The organism is Anaeropeptidivorans aminofermentans (assembly GCF_940670685.1).
GTDB lineage: Bacteria > Bacillota > Clostridia > Lachnospirales > UBA5962 > Anaeropeptidivorans > Anaeropeptidivorans aminofermentans.
Window position 1 is genome coordinate 2238689 of record NZ_OW711693.1, and the last position, 20679, is coordinate 2259367.

Here is a 20679-nt window from a genome sequence, read left to right on the forward strand (position 1 = left end):
GCCCCACCTCCTCTGTTATATTATCCTATATCAAACTGAAGCAAGATGTAAATATTTCATTATTTCATCAGGACTTAAAGAATATCTAACTCCCTCTATTAAGGAGATAATATTCTCTGTTTCAATTTGCTTCCTGTGAAGAAAATCGGTTATTTGTGCAATAGAATTCTGCTGGGTCATATACCTTTCATAGGCCTTATACATAACGTTATTGTAGCATCTTGTTAAATCACTTTCATCTTTAAAGGCATATCCATAAGGCGTGTTCAAAATATAGTCATAAAGTATATTCATATTTGGCGCTTCTACAAGTTTTGATATGCTGTCGCCGGAAAGCCTGTAATGGATTGGTATGAGGTATTTGAAAATATCATTGGACTTAATTTGATAATATTTTTTAAGCCTGTATATCCATATGATATTTTGCATATCAATTTCTGTACCTGTGATATCGGTCATGATGCTTTTGTTTCTGCCTTTAAGATATTTGTTCTTATCCCTCCAAAGCCTGTTATAATAGTAAAAATCAAGGCTCATTTCCAAATCAAATATACTGATGCCCTCGGTGTAAATACCGTCCAGTATATCGTAAAATTCAGTGCCTTTAAGATTATCTATAAGCTCTCTTGCATTTTTACTTACAATAAGCTTTGTAACATCAAAATTCAAATCGAATTTCGATATATATTCCAATTCATCTTTTGAGTAAGTAATATTCCTTTCATCATAGAGACTGCAAAATATTAATTTAATAAGAAGCATTTCTTTTTTAAGAGCCAAAGTTTTCAAATAACGCTTAATATTAAAGTCAGGGATAAACCTGTAAATCTTATAATAATCATTAACAGGTATGATCAAAAGCTTCTGCTCGAATATATGGCGGCTATGATCAGCTTGGGCTAAAACCGAATCCATAAACTCCGTATATGCCATATTTTCTCTAAGCTTCATGCCTACGCTTTCGACACTTTTAAGGCTTGCCAGCTCATAATAATCAGAATAATCCAAAAGCCTGCCCTTCATAGCTTTTACTTTTGCATTTATACCGCTGTAATCCATAATGACACCGCCTAAAATCCCTAATCACAATTTAATATGCTTTTCGTAATATTCTTTACCCATGACTCTGCCCTGCTGCTATACAAAAGGTCATAATCATCAAGTTTTTTCTTAATATTTGTATCAATAATGTGTTTTCTTTCTTCAATTCTTTTTTGACTGCTTTTTGAAAGTTCGATGATCCGATCTTTTGCCAAGCTTTCTATCTCAAAAATTTTCGTCTGAGATTTTTCCTCAATAATATTGGGCAAAATCGATAAATCCTCCTCGGATTTTTTAATTATCTCCTTTGCCCTATCGTCTAAACTTATAAGCTGCATTATTATTTTCTCCATAAAACCGCCTCTCTTAGTAAATAGCTTTAGAAAGATTACTTTCCATACTAGAACTATTTACGATGTTTGTCAACAGCTCTAAAATATCGACAAATAATTCATCCGCATTCTATTTTTTGTTTCAAGTGCTCAATAATTTAAATTTAAATTTTAATTTTATGGTCTAAAATAATCTTACGAAAACTAATAATTCAGAATTTTATGCCAAAAGTATTATTTTCTTATTTTTAAAATACAAATCAAACAAATCCCGCTGTAAGAAACAATATAATTTTCGTCATTTTTACGGTAGTTCTAATGTTATTCTTCCAAGTTTTCCACCGCGATATTCATCCATAAGCACAATTGCCGTTCTGTTTAGGTCAATTTCGTTCCCTTTTAATTTAAAGCCCCTTGCTTGTCCTATTTTTTCAAGAATGAAATCAGGTCTTTCATTTTCATCAATGAAAATATTGTATCTTTTTTCTATTGTTTCCGGATTAAGCTTTATAATACATTCTATGAATTTAAGGCTTAATTGGTATATATCCATTATTTCATCCTTTACGGCTCCTGTAAAAGCAAGCTTAAGGCCTGTTTCCAAGTCCTCAAATTTAGGCCATAATATGCCCGGCGTATCAAGAAGCTCAAAGTCCTTCTTTATCCTTATCCATTGCTTATTTCTCGTAACCCCCGGCCTGTCTCCCGTTTTAGCCATGGTTTTGCCTACAAACCGATTTATGAAGGTAGATTTTCCAACGTTCGGCACTCCCGCAACCATTGCTCTGATAGGGGTAAAGATACGGCCTCTTGCTCGCATTCTTTCAAGCTTTTCCTTCATAAGCTCTTTCGAAGCAGACATTATTTCATTAAAGCCTGTCCCTGATGTGGAATCACAGAGAATTACCTTAAAGCCTTTTTCTTCAAAGTATTTTTTCCACGCTCTGTTTCCTTCTTCGCTGGCAAGGTCTGATTTATTTAAAACAATAATCCTATGCTTGTTTTTAGCAAGGTCATCAATATCAGGATTCTTACTGCTTATGGGAATCCTGGCATCAAGAAGCTCTATAACGATATCAACTAAGGATATATCTTCTAATATAAGCCTCTTTGTCTTTGCCATATGTCCCGGGTACCATTGTATATTCATATCATCACCTATATTATTCTTTTAAAATTAAAATATGCCAAAGTAAAACAAAAAAACTTTTTTCATAAACGGCTTAAATATTTAAAACGCTATATCTAAGCTGTTCAAAATATACGCTTTATTTGTTTCACCAATACTATTGTTCTCACTTTATAAAAACCATATCATAAAAATATAAAAAAAGACGAAGCTTGAGCTTCGCCAAGCCTTTGAAAAATCCCCTTGGGATTTTTCAAAGGTTCAAATGCAAGTAATAATTTTGCCCTTATAAAAAGGCAGACGGTGTTATTTTTTCTTAACAATAACCTCTTTAATCTTAGCCGCTTTTCCAACCCTCTCACGAAGATAGAATAATTTAGCTCTTCTTACGATACCGCGGCGTACAACCTCAATGCGTTCAAGTCTTGGAGAGTGAAGAGGCCATGTTTTTTCTACACCTATTCCATAAGAAAGCCTTCTAACAGTAAATGTCTCTCTTACGCCTCCGTTTTGTCTTTTAATAACAACGCCCTCAAACATCTGGGTTCTTTCTCTTGTACCCTCAACAACCTTAGCGTAAACTCTTACTGTATCTCCAACGTTAAATGGAGTTACTTCCTTCTTAAGCTGTTCGGATTCAATTTCTCTGATAATATTAGCATTCATTTATGCTTCCTCCTAATCATAGACGTTCTTAGCCTAAAGCCAGCGGACCGTCCGTACTTATATAGCAGCCTCATAGAACTGCACACCTTCGTATTATATTACATAAACTTACTTTTTGCAAGAAATTTATAATCAAAGTTTGGACAAACGCTTTTATGCGTTTGTCCTTCGGCAAAAATAAGTTTTCGGCGGAATTTTACTGATTGCCAAGAATCATTCTTTCCTGCTCTTCAACCATCTGGTTGGTATAGAGTTTATAATACCTTCCTTTAAGCTTTAAAAGCTCCTTATGGCTGCCCTGTTCTACGACTTTTCCATTATCGATCAGAAGAATTCGGTCACTTGTTCTTATGGTTGAAAGTCTGTGAGCGATAATAAAGCTGGTTCTGTCTCTAAGAACGTTTTCTATAGCCTTTTGTATCAGTACTTCCGTTTCCGTATCGATAGAAGACGTAGCTTCATCGAGAACAAATATTGCGGGCTTTTTAATGATGGCCCTTGCAAAGCTGATTAATTGCTTCTCACCTGATGAAAGCTTATTTCCGCCTTCGCCTACTTCGGTATCGAAGCCTTTCTTAAGGCTCATGATAAAGTCATACGCATTTACGGCCTTTGCCGCATTGATGATTTCTTCATCTGTCGCGTTAAGCTTTCCATAACGAATATTATCCTTAACCGTTCCGCTGAATAAATGAGGCGTCTGTAAAACATATCCAAGGTTCGAATGGAGCCAAAGCTGTGAGCGTTCTTTATAATTTCTGCCGTCAATTAAAATTTCTCCTGACGTAGGCTCGTAAAAGCGGCAAATGAGATTTACTATAGTGCTTTTTCCTGAGCCGGTGGTTCCTACAAGAGCTATTTTTTCACCTTTATTGATTTTAAGGCTGAAGTCTTCTAAAACTTGCTCTCCAGTCTTATAGGAGAAGCTGACGTTTTTAAACTCTATTTCTCCTTTTACCGGCTCCCAGTTTTCCTTTTTGGCAATAATATAATCTCCGTATTTCTCGATTACCTCATTACTATCCACAACGTCCGGCTCTGTGCTTAAAAGAGAAAGGGTTCTTTCCGCAGAAGCTTCGGCAGACTGCATTTCCGCAAATATTCTTGCTATCTGCTGAACAGGTTCAAACATCTGCATTGTATAGTTAATAAATGCCGATAATGTTCCAAAGGTAATGATGCCTTTAAGCAAGTCATTGCCTCCGAAATAAACTACGGATGAGGTAGAAACCATTCCTATAATCATAACAATGGGAAGAAAGATTCCAGATAATACGGCCGTATGAATACTGGCCTTTTTCATGCTGCCGGAAAGGCCCTTAAAGTCATGAAAGTTTTTCTCTTCTCTTACTAAAGTCTTTGTTGTTCTTGCCCCTGTAATCCCTTCATTAAAGGAGCCTGTTATTTGAGAATTGATTTTTCTTACAATTCTCTGGCTGGATAAAATCTTCCTTTGAAAAAATATACTTATTACAAGAAGCACAGGCATTATGGCAAGGCATATGAACGCAAGCTTTGGACTAAGATAAATCATATTTATTATTGTAAATAATATTACGGAAAAAGCCCATGCCAAGTCCAGAACGCCCCATGCGATACAGTCGCCTATTCTTTGAGCGTCGCTTGTCATTCTCGCAAGAATCCAGCCTACAGGCGTCGTATCGTAATAGGAGAATGAAAGCCTTTGCAAATTCTTAAAGCCGTCTTCACGGATATCATGCACGATATTCACTTCTATTTTTGCGGAAAATTCTATAGTAAGATAAGTAAGCAGGCCGCTTATAATTGTAAGAAGAAAATATAAGCCCACAAAAGGAAAAAATGTCGTCAAATCCCTTTGCTCAACAAATACGTCTACCGCATACTTTGTCATTCTCGGCATGGTGGTTATAAGTAAAGAATAAATGATATTGGATACCGTAAGGCAAATTACCTCTTTACGATATTTTATAACATACCTTGCAAGGCGACCCCATACCTTTAAATCTATATTTTCACTATATTCTTCTTCCTGAAAATGATCCAAAATAATACCTCCGGTATTGTGTCGTGTTTTATTTATACTTAGTGAACCTGAAAACACTTAGTGAAGCTTTTAAAGTATTTTCAGGTATAGTAAATTTCACTGAAGGATGTAATAAAAATCTATTTTTCATAAACAGCTTAAACATATAAAATCCCTATGTTTAAGCCATTCCAAATGTACGATTTTTATTACTGTTTAATTTGAAATTTACTGTAAACGTCAACAAACTTCTTTTCAGGTTTGCCGGCGATAAAATGTGTTATTATGCTTCTTTCAAAAAATCTTCCTCCATCATATTTTGTATGTCCCAAATCCTCTTATAAAGGCCTTCTTTTTTAATAAGATCATCATGAGTTCCGATGTTTGTAAGCCTTCCGCCTTCTATGACAAATATTCTGTCGGCGTCCATAAGGGTAGTGATTCTTTGGGAAATTATAAAGGTGGTGATTCCCTTGCTTTTTTCTTTCAGGCTCTTTCTTATATAAGCGTCTGTCTGAGTGTCTACGGCGCTTAAAGAGTCGTCAAAAATAAGAATATCATTATCTCTTACAAGGGTTCTCGCTATGGCAAGCCTTTGCTTTTGTCCCCCGGAAAGAGTAACGCCTCTCTCCCCAACCATAGTGGCATAACCGTCTTTAAATTCCTTTATTACATGATGAATATTTGCGGATTCCGCCGCTAAATAAGCTTCTTCTTCCGCTACTTCGTCCTTTGCCATTTTTATGTTTTCCATGATGGTTTTGGAATATAAAAAGGGCTCCTGAAGAACGATTCCGATTTTTGAACGAAGATATTTTTTTTCTATTTCTTTAAGCTCTATTCCGTTGATTTTTATAGAGCCTTCATTATAATCGTATAACCTTAAAAATAAATGCATAAGACTTGACTTCCCTGAGCTTGTAGGCCCAAGTATTGCTATGGTTTCCCCTTTTTTCACAGTAAATGAAACATTTTTAAGAACAGGCTTATTTCTCTCATATCCAAAGGTAACATTGTCAAAGACAATATCTCCTTTTAAAGAAGGCGCAAGAGGATTCTCCGTATCCTCTTCCTCTCTTGCGATGAGTATTTCATTGATTCTGCCAAGGGATACTTCCATTTTCCCAAATTGACTTAATATTCTTCCAAGCTGTCTTAAGGGCCAAACAAGATTATTTACATATATGGCAAATACAAGAATGGTTCCTACGCTGATATCGCCTTTAAAAGCCATATAAGTGCCTGCAATCAGTACAAGGGCAATCTGAGTAAAACACATGAAGTCTGAAGTTCCCCAATATACGGCAAGTTGATGCAAAGGTTTATAAGTAAGGTCTCTAAGCTCCGTATTTTTCTCCTGAAACTTATCAAGCTCATAAGCCTCCATACCAAATGCCTTTACAACTCTTGTACCTGTTAAATTTTCCTGTAAAACCGTTGAAAGTTCTCCTTCTTTAATATCCGCTAAATTAAAAGATGACCTTATTTGAAGAAGGAAGGAATAGGAAAAATAAAAGATAAAGGGTATGAATATAACTGTAACTAAAGTAAGCTTTACACTTAAATTTATTAAAATAGTAATAACGATGACTGCCACAAAAATAATTCTGAATATTTCTATAAACTGAGACGAGAGAAATCTTCTTACTGTATCCACATCGGAGGTGCAGCGCTGTATTAAATCTCCCGTCTGGGCTTTAACATGATAATCGTAAGGCAGCTTCTGGATATGGTCATATAACATATCCTTCTGATCCTTTGCTATTTCTTCTGCCGCTTTTGCAGAAAGCGTAATTCTAAAATAGGAGAAAATTCCGCTTAAGACTGAAACACTCAGTACCAATAAAGCAAAAAATCCTATATTATCCCTATTAAAAGATATATGAAAAAAATTCAATGCCCCAGCAATAATATTATTGCTGCCGGGGTCCTCTCCTCCTAAAACATTATCAATAACAAATCTAATAATTAAGGGATTAGATAGAGAAATAACCGCAGAAAGAAATGTTGCGGCAATTCCCCAGAAATAATACTTTCTGTAAGGCCTTAACAGTTTTTTTAAATTTCTTACCAAAAAACTCTCCCCCTTAAACTATACTTATGAAACTTGAAAACTGTCTTTTATCGCAAATTTAAAGTTAAATAAGAATAAAATTCTATATTCAAGGCTTTCATCACTTCTTTACAAGAAATCCACTTACTTTTTAAGCTTCATAAGTTTTCATTAAGTTCATAATAAATAAACTTAATTTTCTTTCAAGTTTATCTACTATATCGTAAATTTGCTTTTCTACCGCAGTAAGTAATAGACGCCAAGAAGGCATAAAATATTTGAAAAGCAAATTTACAACGCTACTATTTTACTTTAATTCGAGTATAATACAAATATACTCCCTTGCTTTTTTCATTTTTCAGAGCAGAAAAAGATTAATTATATTCTTCCCAGAAAAACATGAAAGCATAAAAAAAGACGCCGCAAACCCACGGCGTCTTTAAAATGTTTCTAGATGAAAAAAACGCAAGGGGGCTGTTGATTATATGTATTAACTTCAATTGCTGCAAAAAATCTTACGCTGCTGATTGTCATAATCAAAACCTCCTTTTCTAATATTTTATAACTCAAATTCTTTAATCTTTCTGTATAGGGTGGCGATGCCTATACCAAGTTCCTTAGCTGCTTTTTTCTTTCCTTCGGTGGTTAAGCCGTGCTTATCAAGGGCTTTTTTAATAAGCACAGATTCAAGCTCATCAATAGCCGGTATGTCTTCCCCTTGAAAAATATTATAAGCTGCTTTGGAACGTTCAGGCCCTGAAATCAAGGCCCTTATATAAGAATAATCTATATTGGAATTTTTTTCAATACCTAAAAGTATCATTTGTGTTACAAATTCTAGTTCTTTTATGTTACCGGGCCAGCTATAGGTCATAAATATGTCAACTATACTGCCCATATCTTGGTCATTGATTGAAATATGGCCTTGTTTTTCTAAAAAGTATGTAAAAAGCTCTTTTATGTCCTCTATCCGCTCATTAAGAGAAGGAACATATACAGGCATATAATTTTTAAGGCCTAAATCTTCAATGGCCTCTTTAAGCTCTTTGGATTTTAACTCGGAAGAAATCATTAATCTGAAATCCTGCTTGCTTTCTATAGATAATTTTTTGGAATTCATATAGGAAATCAGCTTTTTAAGAATATAAAAGGGCATATACTCTAAATTTTCAATATATAATATGCCTTTATGGGCCTTTTCTATAGCCCCGGGAAAGTAATTTCCATTGTGTTCTCTTCCGAAAATATCTCCTTCTATGGATTCGCTTCCGCATTTTTTACAATCTATTTTTATGAAATTACCCTTCTGCCTTTCGCTTTTCCATTGAATAAGCCTTGCGGCATGCTCTTTTCCCGAGCCTTTTTCCCCTTCTATAAAAACAATGGAATTAGTTTTGGAAAGAGCGGTAATTTTAGAGATTAATTTTTTTGCCGCTTCCGAGCTTCCGATAAAACAAGGCTCTACTGTTTCTGGGATAAATTCCATATTTTTTATGTAGTCTTCTGTTTCAGAAAATAATACCAGTTCCCAGTTCTCTTCATCATAAGAAGCATGAGCTATAGTTCCTATTACATCAAGCTCATGTGCGTTAAGCTTTATTTTTCTAACTGTATTATTTTCATAGGAAAGGATTTCAATATTTGAAATATCTCCACCTATATAGCCGGAGGCCTTTTGATTAAAATCTATAATATTCCCATCTTTAGAATATGTAACATAAGCTTTGTTTGATAAGGATAAAGCAGAATTTAAAAGTTCAGCCTTAATCCTATAAGTTTTAAAATTATTATAATGATTTAAATCCTTTAATATAAGTAAATCTATTTTTTTAATAAAGGCCGTAAATAGCTCTAAATCTCTGATTATGGCTTCCTTTTGCGTCAAATTATAGCATACAATCCCTATTGCCCCTATGATTTTACCATCATAAGAAACAGGATAAGAAAGCTCCATTTTTTTTAAGCATCTGTTTCTCTCGGCGCAACTTTGGCACAATGGATTTTTTCTTGGATTATCTATGATAGCCAGCGTATCTTCCTTCATAGCATAAGTATGAATAATACTAGAGCATGATCTTTTATCCTGCACATCAATTATACTATGCTTTGCTATAATATTAAGGCCTTCGTCTACGATTTCAATATCAGCCTTAATTATAAAAGAAAGCAGCTCAGCATATTCTTCAATATTATTTTTAATAAGACCCAATGGAGAATTTGCCATACGATCATATCCTTATCATTTACTTATGGTAAATTTAAAGTTAAACAGTAACAAAACCACATATCCAATGCTTTTGTTACTGTTTTACAAGAAATTTACTATAGATTGCTATACGTGGGAATCGTAATTAAGGTGACTGTTATGGTGGTTCGGCTTTCTTTGAAGAGAAAATATTATAGGCACTATGATTATAGCTACGAATCCGCCTGCAAGCCCGTTATTATATAAGCTAAGACCTCCGTTCATTGCGCTTAGCTTAACTGAAATATTCAGATGAATAAAGCCTGCCAAAACGCCCCATAATGAATGGAAATTACTGCTTATAGGCGCCAAGGTAGCGCTAAAAAGCATGGTAAGCATAATAGATGGATTATTAAACTCCCAGCCGGCAAAAAAAGTAGCAATTAAACAGCCGAGCATAGCAGGGAATATATTATATAAGGTTTTTCCTACACAGCCAAAGCCGATAATAGTAAAAATACCGCCTATAATCGGCCCGCTTAGTTCACCGTCTACAAATAAAATCAAGGCTGTTGAAAATATGCCTAGAATGCCCATATTAAGATATGCCTTTTCTCCATGCGTCGTATAAGTGTCGTCTATAACTGGAAAATGCGCTTTATAGGATTTTATCTTAAAAAGCTCTTCATTGGCAGTAAGTATAATACCTCCTGCAATGAGAATGAGGCTTGTTGACATAAGAAATACGGTTAAAACAGTATTTTTTCCTTCGCTCCAAAGGGAGACGGGCTCAACTGTGAATCCTGCATTTCTTAAAAGCGCCGCAAGAACTAATGAAACGATTCCTGCTGCAAAGCCTACGTTATAGAGATTATATCCGCCGTGCGCTCTGTAGGTATAACTGGATATAGGTATTATAGCATAGCCTAGGGCTACTCCTACAATAATAGAAAGCAAAAGCCCTATAGCCGGGTGAAGACCCAGAAACATCATCTGGCTTACCACCGGAGCAAGAGAGGTTGAAAGCATGGTAGTCGCCATATAATTGGAAAAAGGCTTTTTATGATATAAGGAATACACATATCCTCCTAAAATAATAGGAAATGTATTCAGCAGGTTTTTGCCGAAAAAAGCAAAACCCATCATAAGCCATATAGCCATTATGTTTGTCCCTCTGTTTTCGCATTTAAAAACTTTCATTAATAGGATGCTAATAAAGCCTACAATAGCTGAATTGGTAATGGCAGCCCCCAGGCCTCCTATGTAAATATAATCTGTTACAAGAACATCGGGTGAATTTATTACTTTGAGAACTCCCTCAAAAATGTTCTTCGGTGAATCAATAAACAAAGCAAAAATAACAAAATAGATACATAGACATAAGAGAAAATTAAAAGGACTTTTTATGAAGTTTATGAATTTTTTTATATACGCTCCCCCTTATTTAAAAATTCGATAATCCTATGGGTAAAAATCCCATCTGCAAGCTTATAAATTATAAGTTTGCTGTAAAATTATCACAGGAATAATTATAAAGTATTTTTTTATTTTTGTATACAATGAATTTAATTTGCCAAGTTTTTAAAAAACACTCCTAAGTTTATGTTCTTTCAGCATTAATGAAAGGCGTATGATAGCCATACGCCTTTCTAAATAAGAAGCTGTTTTATGATTCTTTTTCTTCGTGCCTTTTTACAAATTTATCTATGGAAATTCCGAGCTCTTTAAGCTGTACATCATCTACGATATTAGGAGCGTCAGTAAGGGGGCATGATGCGTCCTTAACCTTAGGAAATGCCATAACTTCTCTTATGGAAGGGGTTTTTGCCATAATCATAGCAACCCTGTCAAGGCCGTAGGCAATGCCGCCGTGAGGAGGTGCCCCGTATTTGAAAGCTTCAAGAAGGAAGCCAAAGCGTTCTTCCGCATCCTCATCTGTAAAGCCCAATATTTCAAACATTTTCTTCTGAATATTATTCTGATATATTCTAAGGCTGCCGCCGCCTAATTCATAACCGTTTGCAACAATATCATAGGCTTTTGCCCTTACCTTTGCAGGGTCTTTATCCAAAAGCTCATAGTCTTCTTCCATAGGAGAAGTAAAGGGATGGTGCTTTGCAAAAAATCTGTTTGCCTCCTCGTCCCATTCAAGAAGAGGGAATTCTGTAACCCATAAAAGCTTATATTCATTGGGGTCAATAAGGTCTTCACGTCTTGCGATTTCGCATCTTAAATTACCTAAGGCATCAAATACAATTTCATTTTTATCGGCGCAGATTAATATTAAATCATTGGCCTTTGCATCAAAGGCATCGGCAATTTCTTTAAGCCTGTCGTCACTGAAGAATTTAGAAAGAGTGGTTTTATAGGTCCCGTCTTCCAAAATACTAATCCAAGCAAGGCCTTTTGCCTTATAGGTTTTAACATATTCAATAAGCGCGTCTATTTTCTTTCTGGGATAATTGGCAAGGCCCTCTGCCTTTATTCCTCTTACGCTTCCGCCTGCTTCAAGGGCAGAATTAAATACGCCGAATTCAGTACCCTGAATAAGCTCGGAAATATCCTTAAGCTCCATTCCAAAGCGAAGGTCCGGCTTGTCGGAGCCGTAACGCTCCATTGCTTCATTATAAGTCATTCTCTGAAGGGGTACTGGAAGGTCTATATCTAAAACATCTTTAAAAATCTTTTTAAGAAGCCTTTCATTTCTTTCAAGCACGTCATCAATATCAACGAAGGACATTTCAATATCCACCTGAGTAAATTCCGGCTGACGGTCTGCCCTTAAATCTTCATCTCTAAAGCATTTTACGATTTGATAATATTTATCGAAACCTGAAACCATTAAAAGCTGCTTGAAAAGCTGAGGAGACTGGGGAAGCGCATAGAAATTCCCCGGATAAATTCTGCTGGGAACAAGATAGTCTCTTGCACCTTCCGGAGTGCTTTTCGTAAGCATGGGTGTTTCTATTTCAAGAAAGCCCTCTTCATTTAAAAAACCTCTGAAGCTTTGGGCAATTTTATGACGCATCATAATATTTTTCTGAAGCTCCGACTTTCTTAAATCGATATATCTGTATTTCAGGCGCAAATCGTCCTTAACCCCTGTATCGGCAACCTGAAAAGGCGGAACCTCCGATTCTGAAAGGATTCTGAATTCATCTATTTCAATTTCTATTTTTCCTGTTTCCATATCGGGGTTTACATTTTCTGCTGTTCTTGCACATACGGTACCGCTAAAGGCCACTACATACTCTCCCCTTACGGATTCAGCCTTTTCAAAAACCTCTTTTGAAGTTTTTTCCTCGTTTACAACCCCTTGAACAATGCCTGATCTATCCCTTAAAGCTATAAATATAAGCTGACCGAGATTTCTTCTTTTATTGACCCAGCCCATTACTGTTACACGGCTGCCGATAAGATGCTCTCTTACCTCGCTGCACATATGGGTTCTTTTAAGGCCCTGCATAGATTCACTCATGTTTTACCGCTCCTTTAAAATGGTTTCTTTATTTTAAAAAGAATTCAGCTATTTTATCAAGCTCGATTTCTATTACTTCTCCTGTTTCCATGTTCTTAAGACCTGCTTTATTATTTTTAAGCTCGTCATCTCCAAGAACCATGGAATACTTTGAGCCTATTTTGTCGGAATATTTAAGCTGTGCCTTTACACTTCTGCCGACGATATCACAATCGGCGGCAATGCCTTTATTCCTAAGGGCATAGGCAAGGGCCTGGCTTTTTAAAAACCCTGCTTCTCCTATGGAGCCGATGTAAAGGGTCCTTTTATTCTTAGGCTCGGGAAGCTTATTGTTTTTTTCAAGGATCATCATGATTCTTTCAAGACCTATGGCAAAGCCGCAGGCTCCAAGCTCGGGGCCGCCGGTTTCCCCGATCATTTTATCATAGCGTCCGCCGCCGCATACGGTGGACTGGGCACCTAAATCTCCTGAAATAAATTCAAAAACCGTCCTTGTGTAATAATCAAGGCCGCGGACAATTCTTGGGTCAACAATATATGCTATACCCATGGAATCCAAGATTTCTTTAAGCTTATTAAAATGCTCCCTATCCTCTTCTGTAAGATAGTCTATTACCGACGGGGCGGCGTCAACAATATCTTTACAGGAAGGAACTTTGCAGTCCAAAACTCTTAAAGGATTCTTCTCATATCTTTCTTTGCAGGCAGGGCAGAGATTATCGTAATTCTCTGCTAAATAGTCCTTTAAAGCCTTGTGATAAAGGGTCCTTGATTCTTCGTTTCCGATGGAGTTTATATGAAGTGTTACGTTTTCGATGCCAAGCTTTTCCAATATTTCTTTTCCTAAAGAAATCACTTCCGCATCGGCGGCAGGAGAATAGGTTCCGATGACTTCTATGCCGTATTGGTTAAATTCTCTCTGTCTTCCTGCCTGAGGCTTTTCGTAGCGAAAGCATTTCGTAATATAATACTGCTTTATAGGCTGAGGATTTGCATACATTTTATTTTCGATAAAACTTCTTGCAACCCCCGCTGTGCCTTCCGGCTTAAGGGTTATGCTTCTGCCGCCCTTATCCTCAAAGGTATACATTTCTTTATTGACAATGTCGGAGGTATCTCCTACGTTTTTCACAAAAAGCTCTGTATGTTCAAAAATTGGAGTCCTTATTTCAGATGCCCCGTAAATATGGCTTACGTTTCGCAAAATTTCTTCAAGCCATTGCCAGCCGTAAATTTCCGGAGCATAGATATCCTTTGTCCCTCTGGGAAGCTGTGTCAACATAATATTTCCTCCAATCTTTTCTTTCTTTCTATCATTTCGTCGATACGGTTGATATATTCTAAAGGCTCCTTCACATTAAAAGCCCGTTCTATTCTATTGGTATCAAGGTTTACGTATTTTGTGGTGGCCCCTGCCCCTAAGGCAAGAATGTCCTGCTTTTCTTCCATAATCTGAACATTGTATACGCCTTCATAGCCTTTTTCGGCGTAGCCGACGTTTTCGAAATTCCCTACCATATTCTTCTGGCGGTACATATAATAAGGCTCTAAATGAAGCCTCTCCATAGAACTTGAAGCGATATGAAGAAAGTCTTCCATTTCCTTCATTCGAACGAAATTATAGGAACTAAGCTCTTCTTTAAGCCTTGAAGCTCTTTTAATTGCAAGGGTATGCACCGTCACACTTTTGGGAGAAAGCTTTTCAATTTCATTAAAGGTATAGGAAACATCTTCCATATCCTCTCCGGGAAGGCCTAAAATCAAATCAATATTAATATTGTCAAAGCCCTCGCCGCGGGCAAGATGATAGGCATTTAAAAAATCCGAAACACTATGGCGGCGGCCGATAAGCTTAAGGGTTTTATCGTTCATGGTCTGGGGGTTTACGGAGATACGGGATACGTTATATTTTTTGAATAGTTTAAGCTTTTCTTTGTTTATGGTATCGGGTCTTCCCGCTTCTACGCAGAATTCCTTAATATAAGAAAAATCAAATTTAGTGCGTATCGTATACAGAAGCTTTTCAAGGCTTTTTTCATCAAGGCTTGTAGGGGTTCCGCCGCCTATGTATATGTTTTCAAGCCTGCTCTTTGCAAAATATTCCTTTGCATATTCCATTTCCTTAAAAAGAGCCTCCAAATACGGCTCTGTGGTGCTTTCATACTTTTTTATGGGGTATGCAGTAAAGGAACAGTAAAGACATCTTGTAGGACAGAAGGGAATGCCAATATAAAGGCTTTTGTCCTTTCCGTCGTTTCCCGAGAGAATGGCTTTTTCCTTTTCGGCTACTTTAATGGATAAATCTATTTTTTCGTCACTGCATAAATAAACAGATTTCATATAATCATATATTTCTTTCTGTGTAAGCCCTTTTTCCATAAGGTTTCTTAGGATTTTTGCAGGCCTTATGCCGATTAGAATGCCCCATTTGCTTTTGATACCGGTAAAATCTGAAAGTACAGTATAAACTGCAATTTGGAGCCTGTTTTTTATATGCTTTAAATTATTTTTTGAAGCTTTAAGCTTATGTTCTGATTTTTTATTCCCATCTTCCATTACACAGGCGGATATTTCATCTTTATGAATAGAGGTCTTTATAGAAAGCCCTTCATCAGAGACCTCATGAGTAAAAATAGGCCTGACATTAGGGAAAAATATCTGTACGATTGTAAATACTTCGTTTCTAAAGTCATGCCCATCTAAAACGCAGTTCATACTATTGCTCCCTTAAAAAGAAATTCATTTTCTTTTCATGGCCTATCGTGGTTGCCCTTCCGTGACCGGGCAGAACTTTAACGTCCTCAGGAAGCACGGCGATTTTCTTCTTAAGATTTTCCACAAGAGCTTTGCCGTCCCCATAAGGAAAGTCTGAACGGCCTACACTTTCAAAAAATAAAGAATCTCCTGAAAAAAGAATGCCGTTTTTTTCATCGTAATAGCATACGCCTCCCTTTGTATGGCCAGGGGTATGGATTACCTTAAGTTCACCTTCGCCTACTTTTACAATGTCTCCTTCTTTAAGGACTACATCGGTTTTTACAGATACGGCATGCCAGCCAAGCCTTTTGGATTCATTTTCCATAGGGTCAAGAAGAAAATCAATTTCGTCCTCATGGGCATATACGGGAACGTTAATTTTTGCTATAACTTCATTGACTGCCGAAATATGGTCAAAATGACCGTGGGTAAGCAAAATAGCCTTTAATACAAGGCCATTTTCATTCAATGCATGGATAAGCTTGTCCTCGTCCTTTCCGGGATCTATGAGAACGGCTTCCTTTGTATTTTCGTCGTAATATATATAGGCGTTTACGAACATTGTGGATACAGGTACATTAATAACTTTCATGGCTCCTCCTAAAATGCTTTATCGCTGTCTAAAAGTATGGTAACAGGCCCGTCGTTAAGAAGCTCAACCTCCATATGGGTCTGAAATATCCCGCTTTCTACATTTTTAAATGAGGCCTTCATTAATTCAACAAATTCATTATACATCTTCTCAGCTAAGGAAGGCTCAGCCCCGTTTATATAGCTGGGCCGCCTTCCTTTTCTGGCATCTCCGTATAAAGTAAAGTTAGGGATTAATAAAATACCGCCCTCTATATCTGAAACCGATAAATTCATCTTGTCGTTTTCATCTTCAAAAACCCTTAAATTTATAAGCTTATCGGCTATATATTCCATGGTTTTTCTGTCGTCTTTAGGCCCAAAGCCCACAAGGGCCATGATGCCTTCTTTTATTTCTCCTACGACTTTGTTGTCTACAGTAACTTTAGCATATTTAACTCTTTGAACAATGCTTCTCATAATAAATCTCCATATAGTGTTTTATGTGGTAAGTCTTTTTATTTCTCCAACGCCTGGAATATTGAGTATCTTCTGGCAAACCCTGTCCAGCTGGTCTCTTGAGGATATTTCTATTATAATATTAAAAATAGCCTCATTATTTGCAGAGCGGGCATTAATGCTTTTAACGGATATTTTATAATCACTGAAAATCCTTGAAATATCTATCACAAGACCCATTCTGTCTTCACAGATAATGTTTAAATCGGCTCTGAAAGTCATTCCGTCGCTGGAATCAGGAATGGACCATTCGGCTTCAATGAGCCTATGTCTTTCAGATTGAGGAAGATGAATAATATTTGTACAGTCTGTACGGTGAATGGAGACCCCCCTTCCTCTGGTGGTAAAGCCTACGATTTCATCCCCCGGCACAGGGGAACAGCATTTTGAAAACCGAACAGATAAATCACCAACGCCCTGAACCATAATACCGCTTTTTTTCTTCGTCTTCTTTGCTTCGCTGTAATCGACATTCATTACGTCTTCAAGGTCTGTTTCTTCGGCCTTTTTCTTTTCAAGCTCAAGTTTTTTCAAATATGTCTGCTCTTTGTTATACTCTTCAATAAGGCGGTTTATAACCTGGCCTTCCTTCATGCCGCCGTGACCTACGGAAGCATAAAGTGCATCCATATTTTTAAAGCTGTATTTATTTAGTATGATTTTCTTTCTTGCTTCCGTAAGTAAATTAATGATATCGAAGCCTTTTCTCTTGGCTTCAATTTCCATTAACTCCTTGCCTCTGATAATATTTTCTTCTTTATTTTCTTTTTTAAACCATTGGTTAATCTTATTTCTTGCCTGACTTGTTTTAACAAGACTAAGCCACTCATGCTTCGGGCCTGTCGAGTTTCTCGAAGTTATAACCTCTACCCTATCTCCCGTTTGAAGCACATAATCAAAGGAAACGATGCTTCCGTTAACCCTTGCGCTTATCATATTATTTCCTACGGCAGAGTGTATAGAATAAGCAAAGTCAATAGGGGTAGAGCCGTTTGGAAGGCTTACCACCTCACCCTTTGGTGTAAAGCAATAAACATGGTCTTGAAAAATACTAAGTTCTGTTTTAAGCTCTGTTAAATACTCTCTGTTGTCCGACAAATCTCTTTGCCAGTCCAATATTTGTCTAAGCCAATTAAGCTTTTCTTCTTCACTTTCTGATTTTGCCGTATTTCCGTCGGGGGATTCTTTATATTTCCAATGGGCCGCAATACCGTATTCGGCAGTTCTGTGCATATCCCATGTTCTTATTTGCAGCTCAAAAGGCTCTCCTTCAGGCCCTATAAGGGTAGTATGGAGAGATTGATACATATTAGGCTTAGGCATAGAAACATAATCTTTAAATCTGCCCTGAATCGGCTTGTACATTTCATGGACTATTCCTAAAACTTCATAGCATTCTATAACTGTATTTACAATTACCCTGACAGCAAATAAATCATACATCTGGTCAAGGGTAATATTTTTTCTGACCATTTTTTTATATATACTGAAAAAATGCTTCGGCCTTCCTTCAACTGTGCCTTTAAGGTTATTTTCCGAAAGCTTTTCATTGAGGTCTTTGATAATCTTATCTACGTACTCAAGGCGTTCCCTTTGTTTTCTCTTAATTTTTTCAGCTAAATCGTAATAAGAATCTGGATTAAGGTATCGAAAGGACAAATCTTCAAGCTCATAGCGTATTTTTGAAATACCTAATCTATGGGCCAAAGGTGCATAGATATCAAGAGTTTCCTGGGCTGTTTTTACCTGCTTGTCGTGGGCTTTATATTTAAGGGTTCTCATATTATGGAGCCTGTCGGCGATTTTAATGACGATTACCCTGATATCCTTAGCCATTGCAAGAAACATTTTGCGGTAGTTTTCTGCCTGAAGCTCCTCGCTTCTTGCAAGCCTTTCTTTAAGCTCGGCTTCTTCCCGTTCACGCTCTCTTATTTTTTCTTCCTGATATTTTATTTTGCTTTCTCTGATTCTTTTTTCCGTATGTTCTGTAAGCTGCTTTTCAAGTTCCTCATGCTTCTGGGCGTCAAGCTCTTTTTTATATTCGATTTTCTCAAGCTTTGTAACACCGTCAACCAGATTTGCCACTTCCTCGGAAAACATGGAAACCAAATCTTCATAGGTGTATTTTGTATCTTCTATAACATCATGCAAAATTCCTGCAACGATGGATTCTAAATCAAGACCTAATTCCGCCAGAATAACCGCTACGGAAAGGGGATGGATAACGTAAGGCTCTCCTGATTTTCTAAGCTGACCGTCATGAGCCTCCAAAGCAACCCTATATGCTTTTTCAACAACGGATAAATCTTTGGCAGGGTGATAAGTCTTAATTTTCCCGATTAAATCATCATAAATTTCTTGAGCAGTCATCAGTCTCACCCTCCTTTTTAAGATATTAAATAATTATAAATTCTATCTTTCATAATTGCAACAGCATTCTTGCAATTTATACAATTATTCGCTAAGCGCTTTTGTTTTTTCTATTTCTTTGTTGAGTTTGTATCTTTCTATATACCTTACTATAAATATCTTAATTACTGCACAAAGAGGCACCGCAAAAAGCATACCTAATATGCCGAATAAATTCCCTGCTACGGCAAGGGCGATAATAACCACCGGCGGGCTAAGCTTAACTCTTTCGCCCACGACTTTAGGAACAATAAATATACCGTCAATCTGCTGGAGAACAAGTATGGCTACTACGGCATAAAGGGCTTTTATAGGCGGGCCTGTAATAAGGGCAACTGTAACCGCCAGTATAAAGGCAACCAGTGCGCCAAAATAAGGTATTAGATTTGAAAAGCCTGTAACTATGCCGATAATAACGGCAAAATCTATATTAAGCATTGAAAGGGTTATACTCATAAGCACGGCCATTATAGCGGCGTCTGTAAGCTGCCCTCTGATATAGCCTGAAAAAACCATATGAAAATCTTTGGCAGTGTTTCTTGCCTTCATGTTAAACTTCTTTGAGAAAAACGTATCCATTAAATCTGATACAATATATGAAAGGTAATCCTTATGCTGCATAATATAGAAGCCGAGCACCAAAGAAATTATAAAATTTACAATGCCGCTTCCGGCAGAGGTGATGCTTTTTACTATATTGCTGGAAAAGCCGTTTAAAGCATTTTTTAAATACATAACAATCTGGCTTAAATAGCCCTCAAAATAATCCGACATGTCAAGCTTTGCAAATTCCTTGCTTATAAGGCTTAAAAGCTCACTCGTCTGGCTTATTGTAGAATTAACAAGATTAACGATTGTATTTGTAAGATTATCGTCCTTGTCACCTGTCTTAACAATAATAACATATATGAAAACGGAAATTATAAGTGTTAGGGTAATATATGAAAGAGCGGCTCCGGCTGTACGTTTTTTAAACTTTTCTTCCGGTTTTTCAAGCTTGTCTGATTTAATAATATTCTTTTCCTTTAAATAAGGTATAACAATGTCCTTTTTAAGTTTGTCATAATATTTTTGATAAAAATCCGCCATAGGGTCAAGCAAATATGCAATTACGGCGGCAATGATAAGGGGTGAAAAAAGGCTTGCAACCTTTTTAAAAATAGAAATTATATTATTCAGAACATGTTTAATATCCACTATCACATATGCGGCACCGTCAATTACAAGAAACAGGATATATATAATAGCCGCAGTAATAATAACGTGAATAGATATTTTGAAATAATCTTTATCCAGTGGAAGCTTCAAAAATTACACCCCTTTTATATTAAAATGTCTTTATCTGATTGAGTAAATTTATATATAAAGTTACTTTATATATTTTATCCATTATACAATCTATTACGCAAAAATTCCAGTATTTTAGTTATTTTAAACATAGCATACGCTTTCATGCATTTGCCATGTCACCAAAATACGATTTTAGCAAGGCACTGCAGAAGGATTTACAAAGTTTCCTTGAAACTTTGCAAATA

At 36.5% G+C, this 20679-nt stretch carries 15 protein-coding genes; all 15 read right to left on the minus strand.

Annotated features, from left to right (window positions below; genetic code table 11):
- Nucleotides 1-30 precede the first annotated feature (30 nt).
- Nucleotides 31-1059 carry a V-type ATPase subunit gene (locus NBX03_RS09405; protein ID WP_250227525.1) on the minus strand — a complete coding sequence of 343 codons (1029 nt, stop codon included), beginning with the start codon at nt 1057-1059 and terminating at the stop codon, nt 31-33.
- Nucleotides 1060-1079: 20 nt separating this feature from the next.
- Nucleotides 1080-1394, minus strand: coding sequence for a hypothetical protein (locus tag NBX03_RS09410; protein ID WP_250227526.1), 315 nt, complete (start codon nt 1392-1394; stop codon nt 1080-1082).
- Nucleotides 1395-1677: 283 nt separating this feature from the next.
- Nucleotides 1678-2523: a ribosome biogenesis GTPase YlqF gene (gene ylqF / locus NBX03_RS09415; RefSeq protein ID WP_250227527.1), complete on the minus strand. Its 846-nt coding sequence runs from the start codon at nt 2521-2523 to the stop codon at nt 1678-1680.
- A 285-nt stretch (nt 2524-2808) separates the two neighbouring features.
- Nucleotides 2809-3168 (minus strand): 50S ribosomal protein L19, encoded by a 360-nt coding sequence (gene rplS, locus NBX03_RS09420; RefSeq protein WP_250227528.1) that lies wholly within the window; start codon nt 3166-3168, stop codon nt 2809-2811.
- 196 nt (nt 3169-3364) lie between these two features.
- Nucleotides 3365-5194: an ABC transporter ATP-binding protein gene (locus NBX03_RS09425; protein ID WP_250227529.1), complete on the minus strand. Its 1830-nt coding sequence runs from the start codon at nt 5192-5194 to the stop codon at nt 3365-3367.
- A gap of 262 nt (nt 5195-5456) precedes the next feature.
- On the minus strand, nt 5457-7247 hold the full coding sequence (locus NBX03_RS09430; RefSeq protein ID WP_250227530.1) for an ABC transporter ATP-binding protein: 1791 nt from the start codon (nt 7245-7247) through the stop codon (nt 5457-5459).
- 538 nt (nt 7248-7785) lie between these two features.
- On the minus strand, nt 7786-9450 hold the full coding sequence (locus NBX03_RS09435; RefSeq protein WP_250227531.1) for a sigma-54-dependent transcriptional regulator: 1665 nt from the start codon (nt 9448-9450) through the stop codon (nt 7786-7788).
- A 108-nt stretch (nt 9451-9558) separates the two neighbouring features.
- The gene (locus tag NBX03_RS09440; protein ID WP_250227532.1) at nt 9559-10761 is read right to left on the minus strand and encodes a DUF1576 domain-containing protein; all 1203 of its coding nucleotides are present in this window, start codon (nt 10759-10761) and stop codon (nt 9559-9561) included.
- A 316-nt stretch (nt 10762-11077) separates the two neighbouring features.
- Nucleotides 11078-12889, minus strand: coding sequence for an aspartate--tRNA ligase (gene aspS / locus NBX03_RS09445; RefSeq protein ID WP_250227533.1), 1812 nt, complete (start codon nt 12887-12889; stop codon nt 11078-11080).
- A gap of 28 nt (nt 12890-12917) precedes the next feature.
- Nucleotides 12918-14171, minus strand: coding sequence for a histidine--tRNA ligase (hisS, locus tag NBX03_RS09450; protein WP_250227534.1), 1254 nt, complete (start codon nt 14169-14171; stop codon nt 12918-12920).
- Nucleotides 14165-15604, minus strand: a complete 1440-nt coding sequence (hemZ, locus tag NBX03_RS09455) for a coproporphyrinogen dehydrogenase HemZ (RefSeq protein WP_250227535.1) — start codon at nt 15602-15604, stop codon at nt 14165-14167. Before hemZ ends, hisS begins: the two co-directional genes overlap by 7 nt.
- Before the next feature lies 1 nt (nt 15605).
- On the minus strand, nt 15606-16238 hold the full coding sequence (locus NBX03_RS09460; RefSeq protein WP_250227536.1) for an MBL fold metallo-hydrolase: 633 nt from the start codon (nt 16236-16238) through the stop codon (nt 15606-15608).
- An 8-nt stretch (nt 16239-16246) separates the two neighbouring features.
- Nucleotides 16247-16696 (minus strand): D-aminoacyl-tRNA deacylase, encoded by a 450-nt coding sequence (gene dtd / locus NBX03_RS09465; protein WP_250227537.1) that lies wholly within the window; start codon nt 16694-16696, stop codon nt 16247-16249.
- 21 nt (nt 16697-16717) lie between these two features.
- A complete protein-coding gene (locus NBX03_RS09470) occupies nt 16718-19105 on the minus strand; it encodes a RelA/SpoT family protein (RefSeq protein WP_250227538.1) in 2388 nt (795 codons plus the stop codon).
- An 84-nt stretch (nt 19106-19189) separates the two neighbouring features.
- Entirely contained in the window at nt 19190-20452 is a 1263-nt protein-coding gene (locus NBX03_RS09475) for an AI-2E family transporter (protein WP_250227539.1), read from the minus strand.
- Nucleotides 20453-20679: the final 227 nt, after the last annotated feature.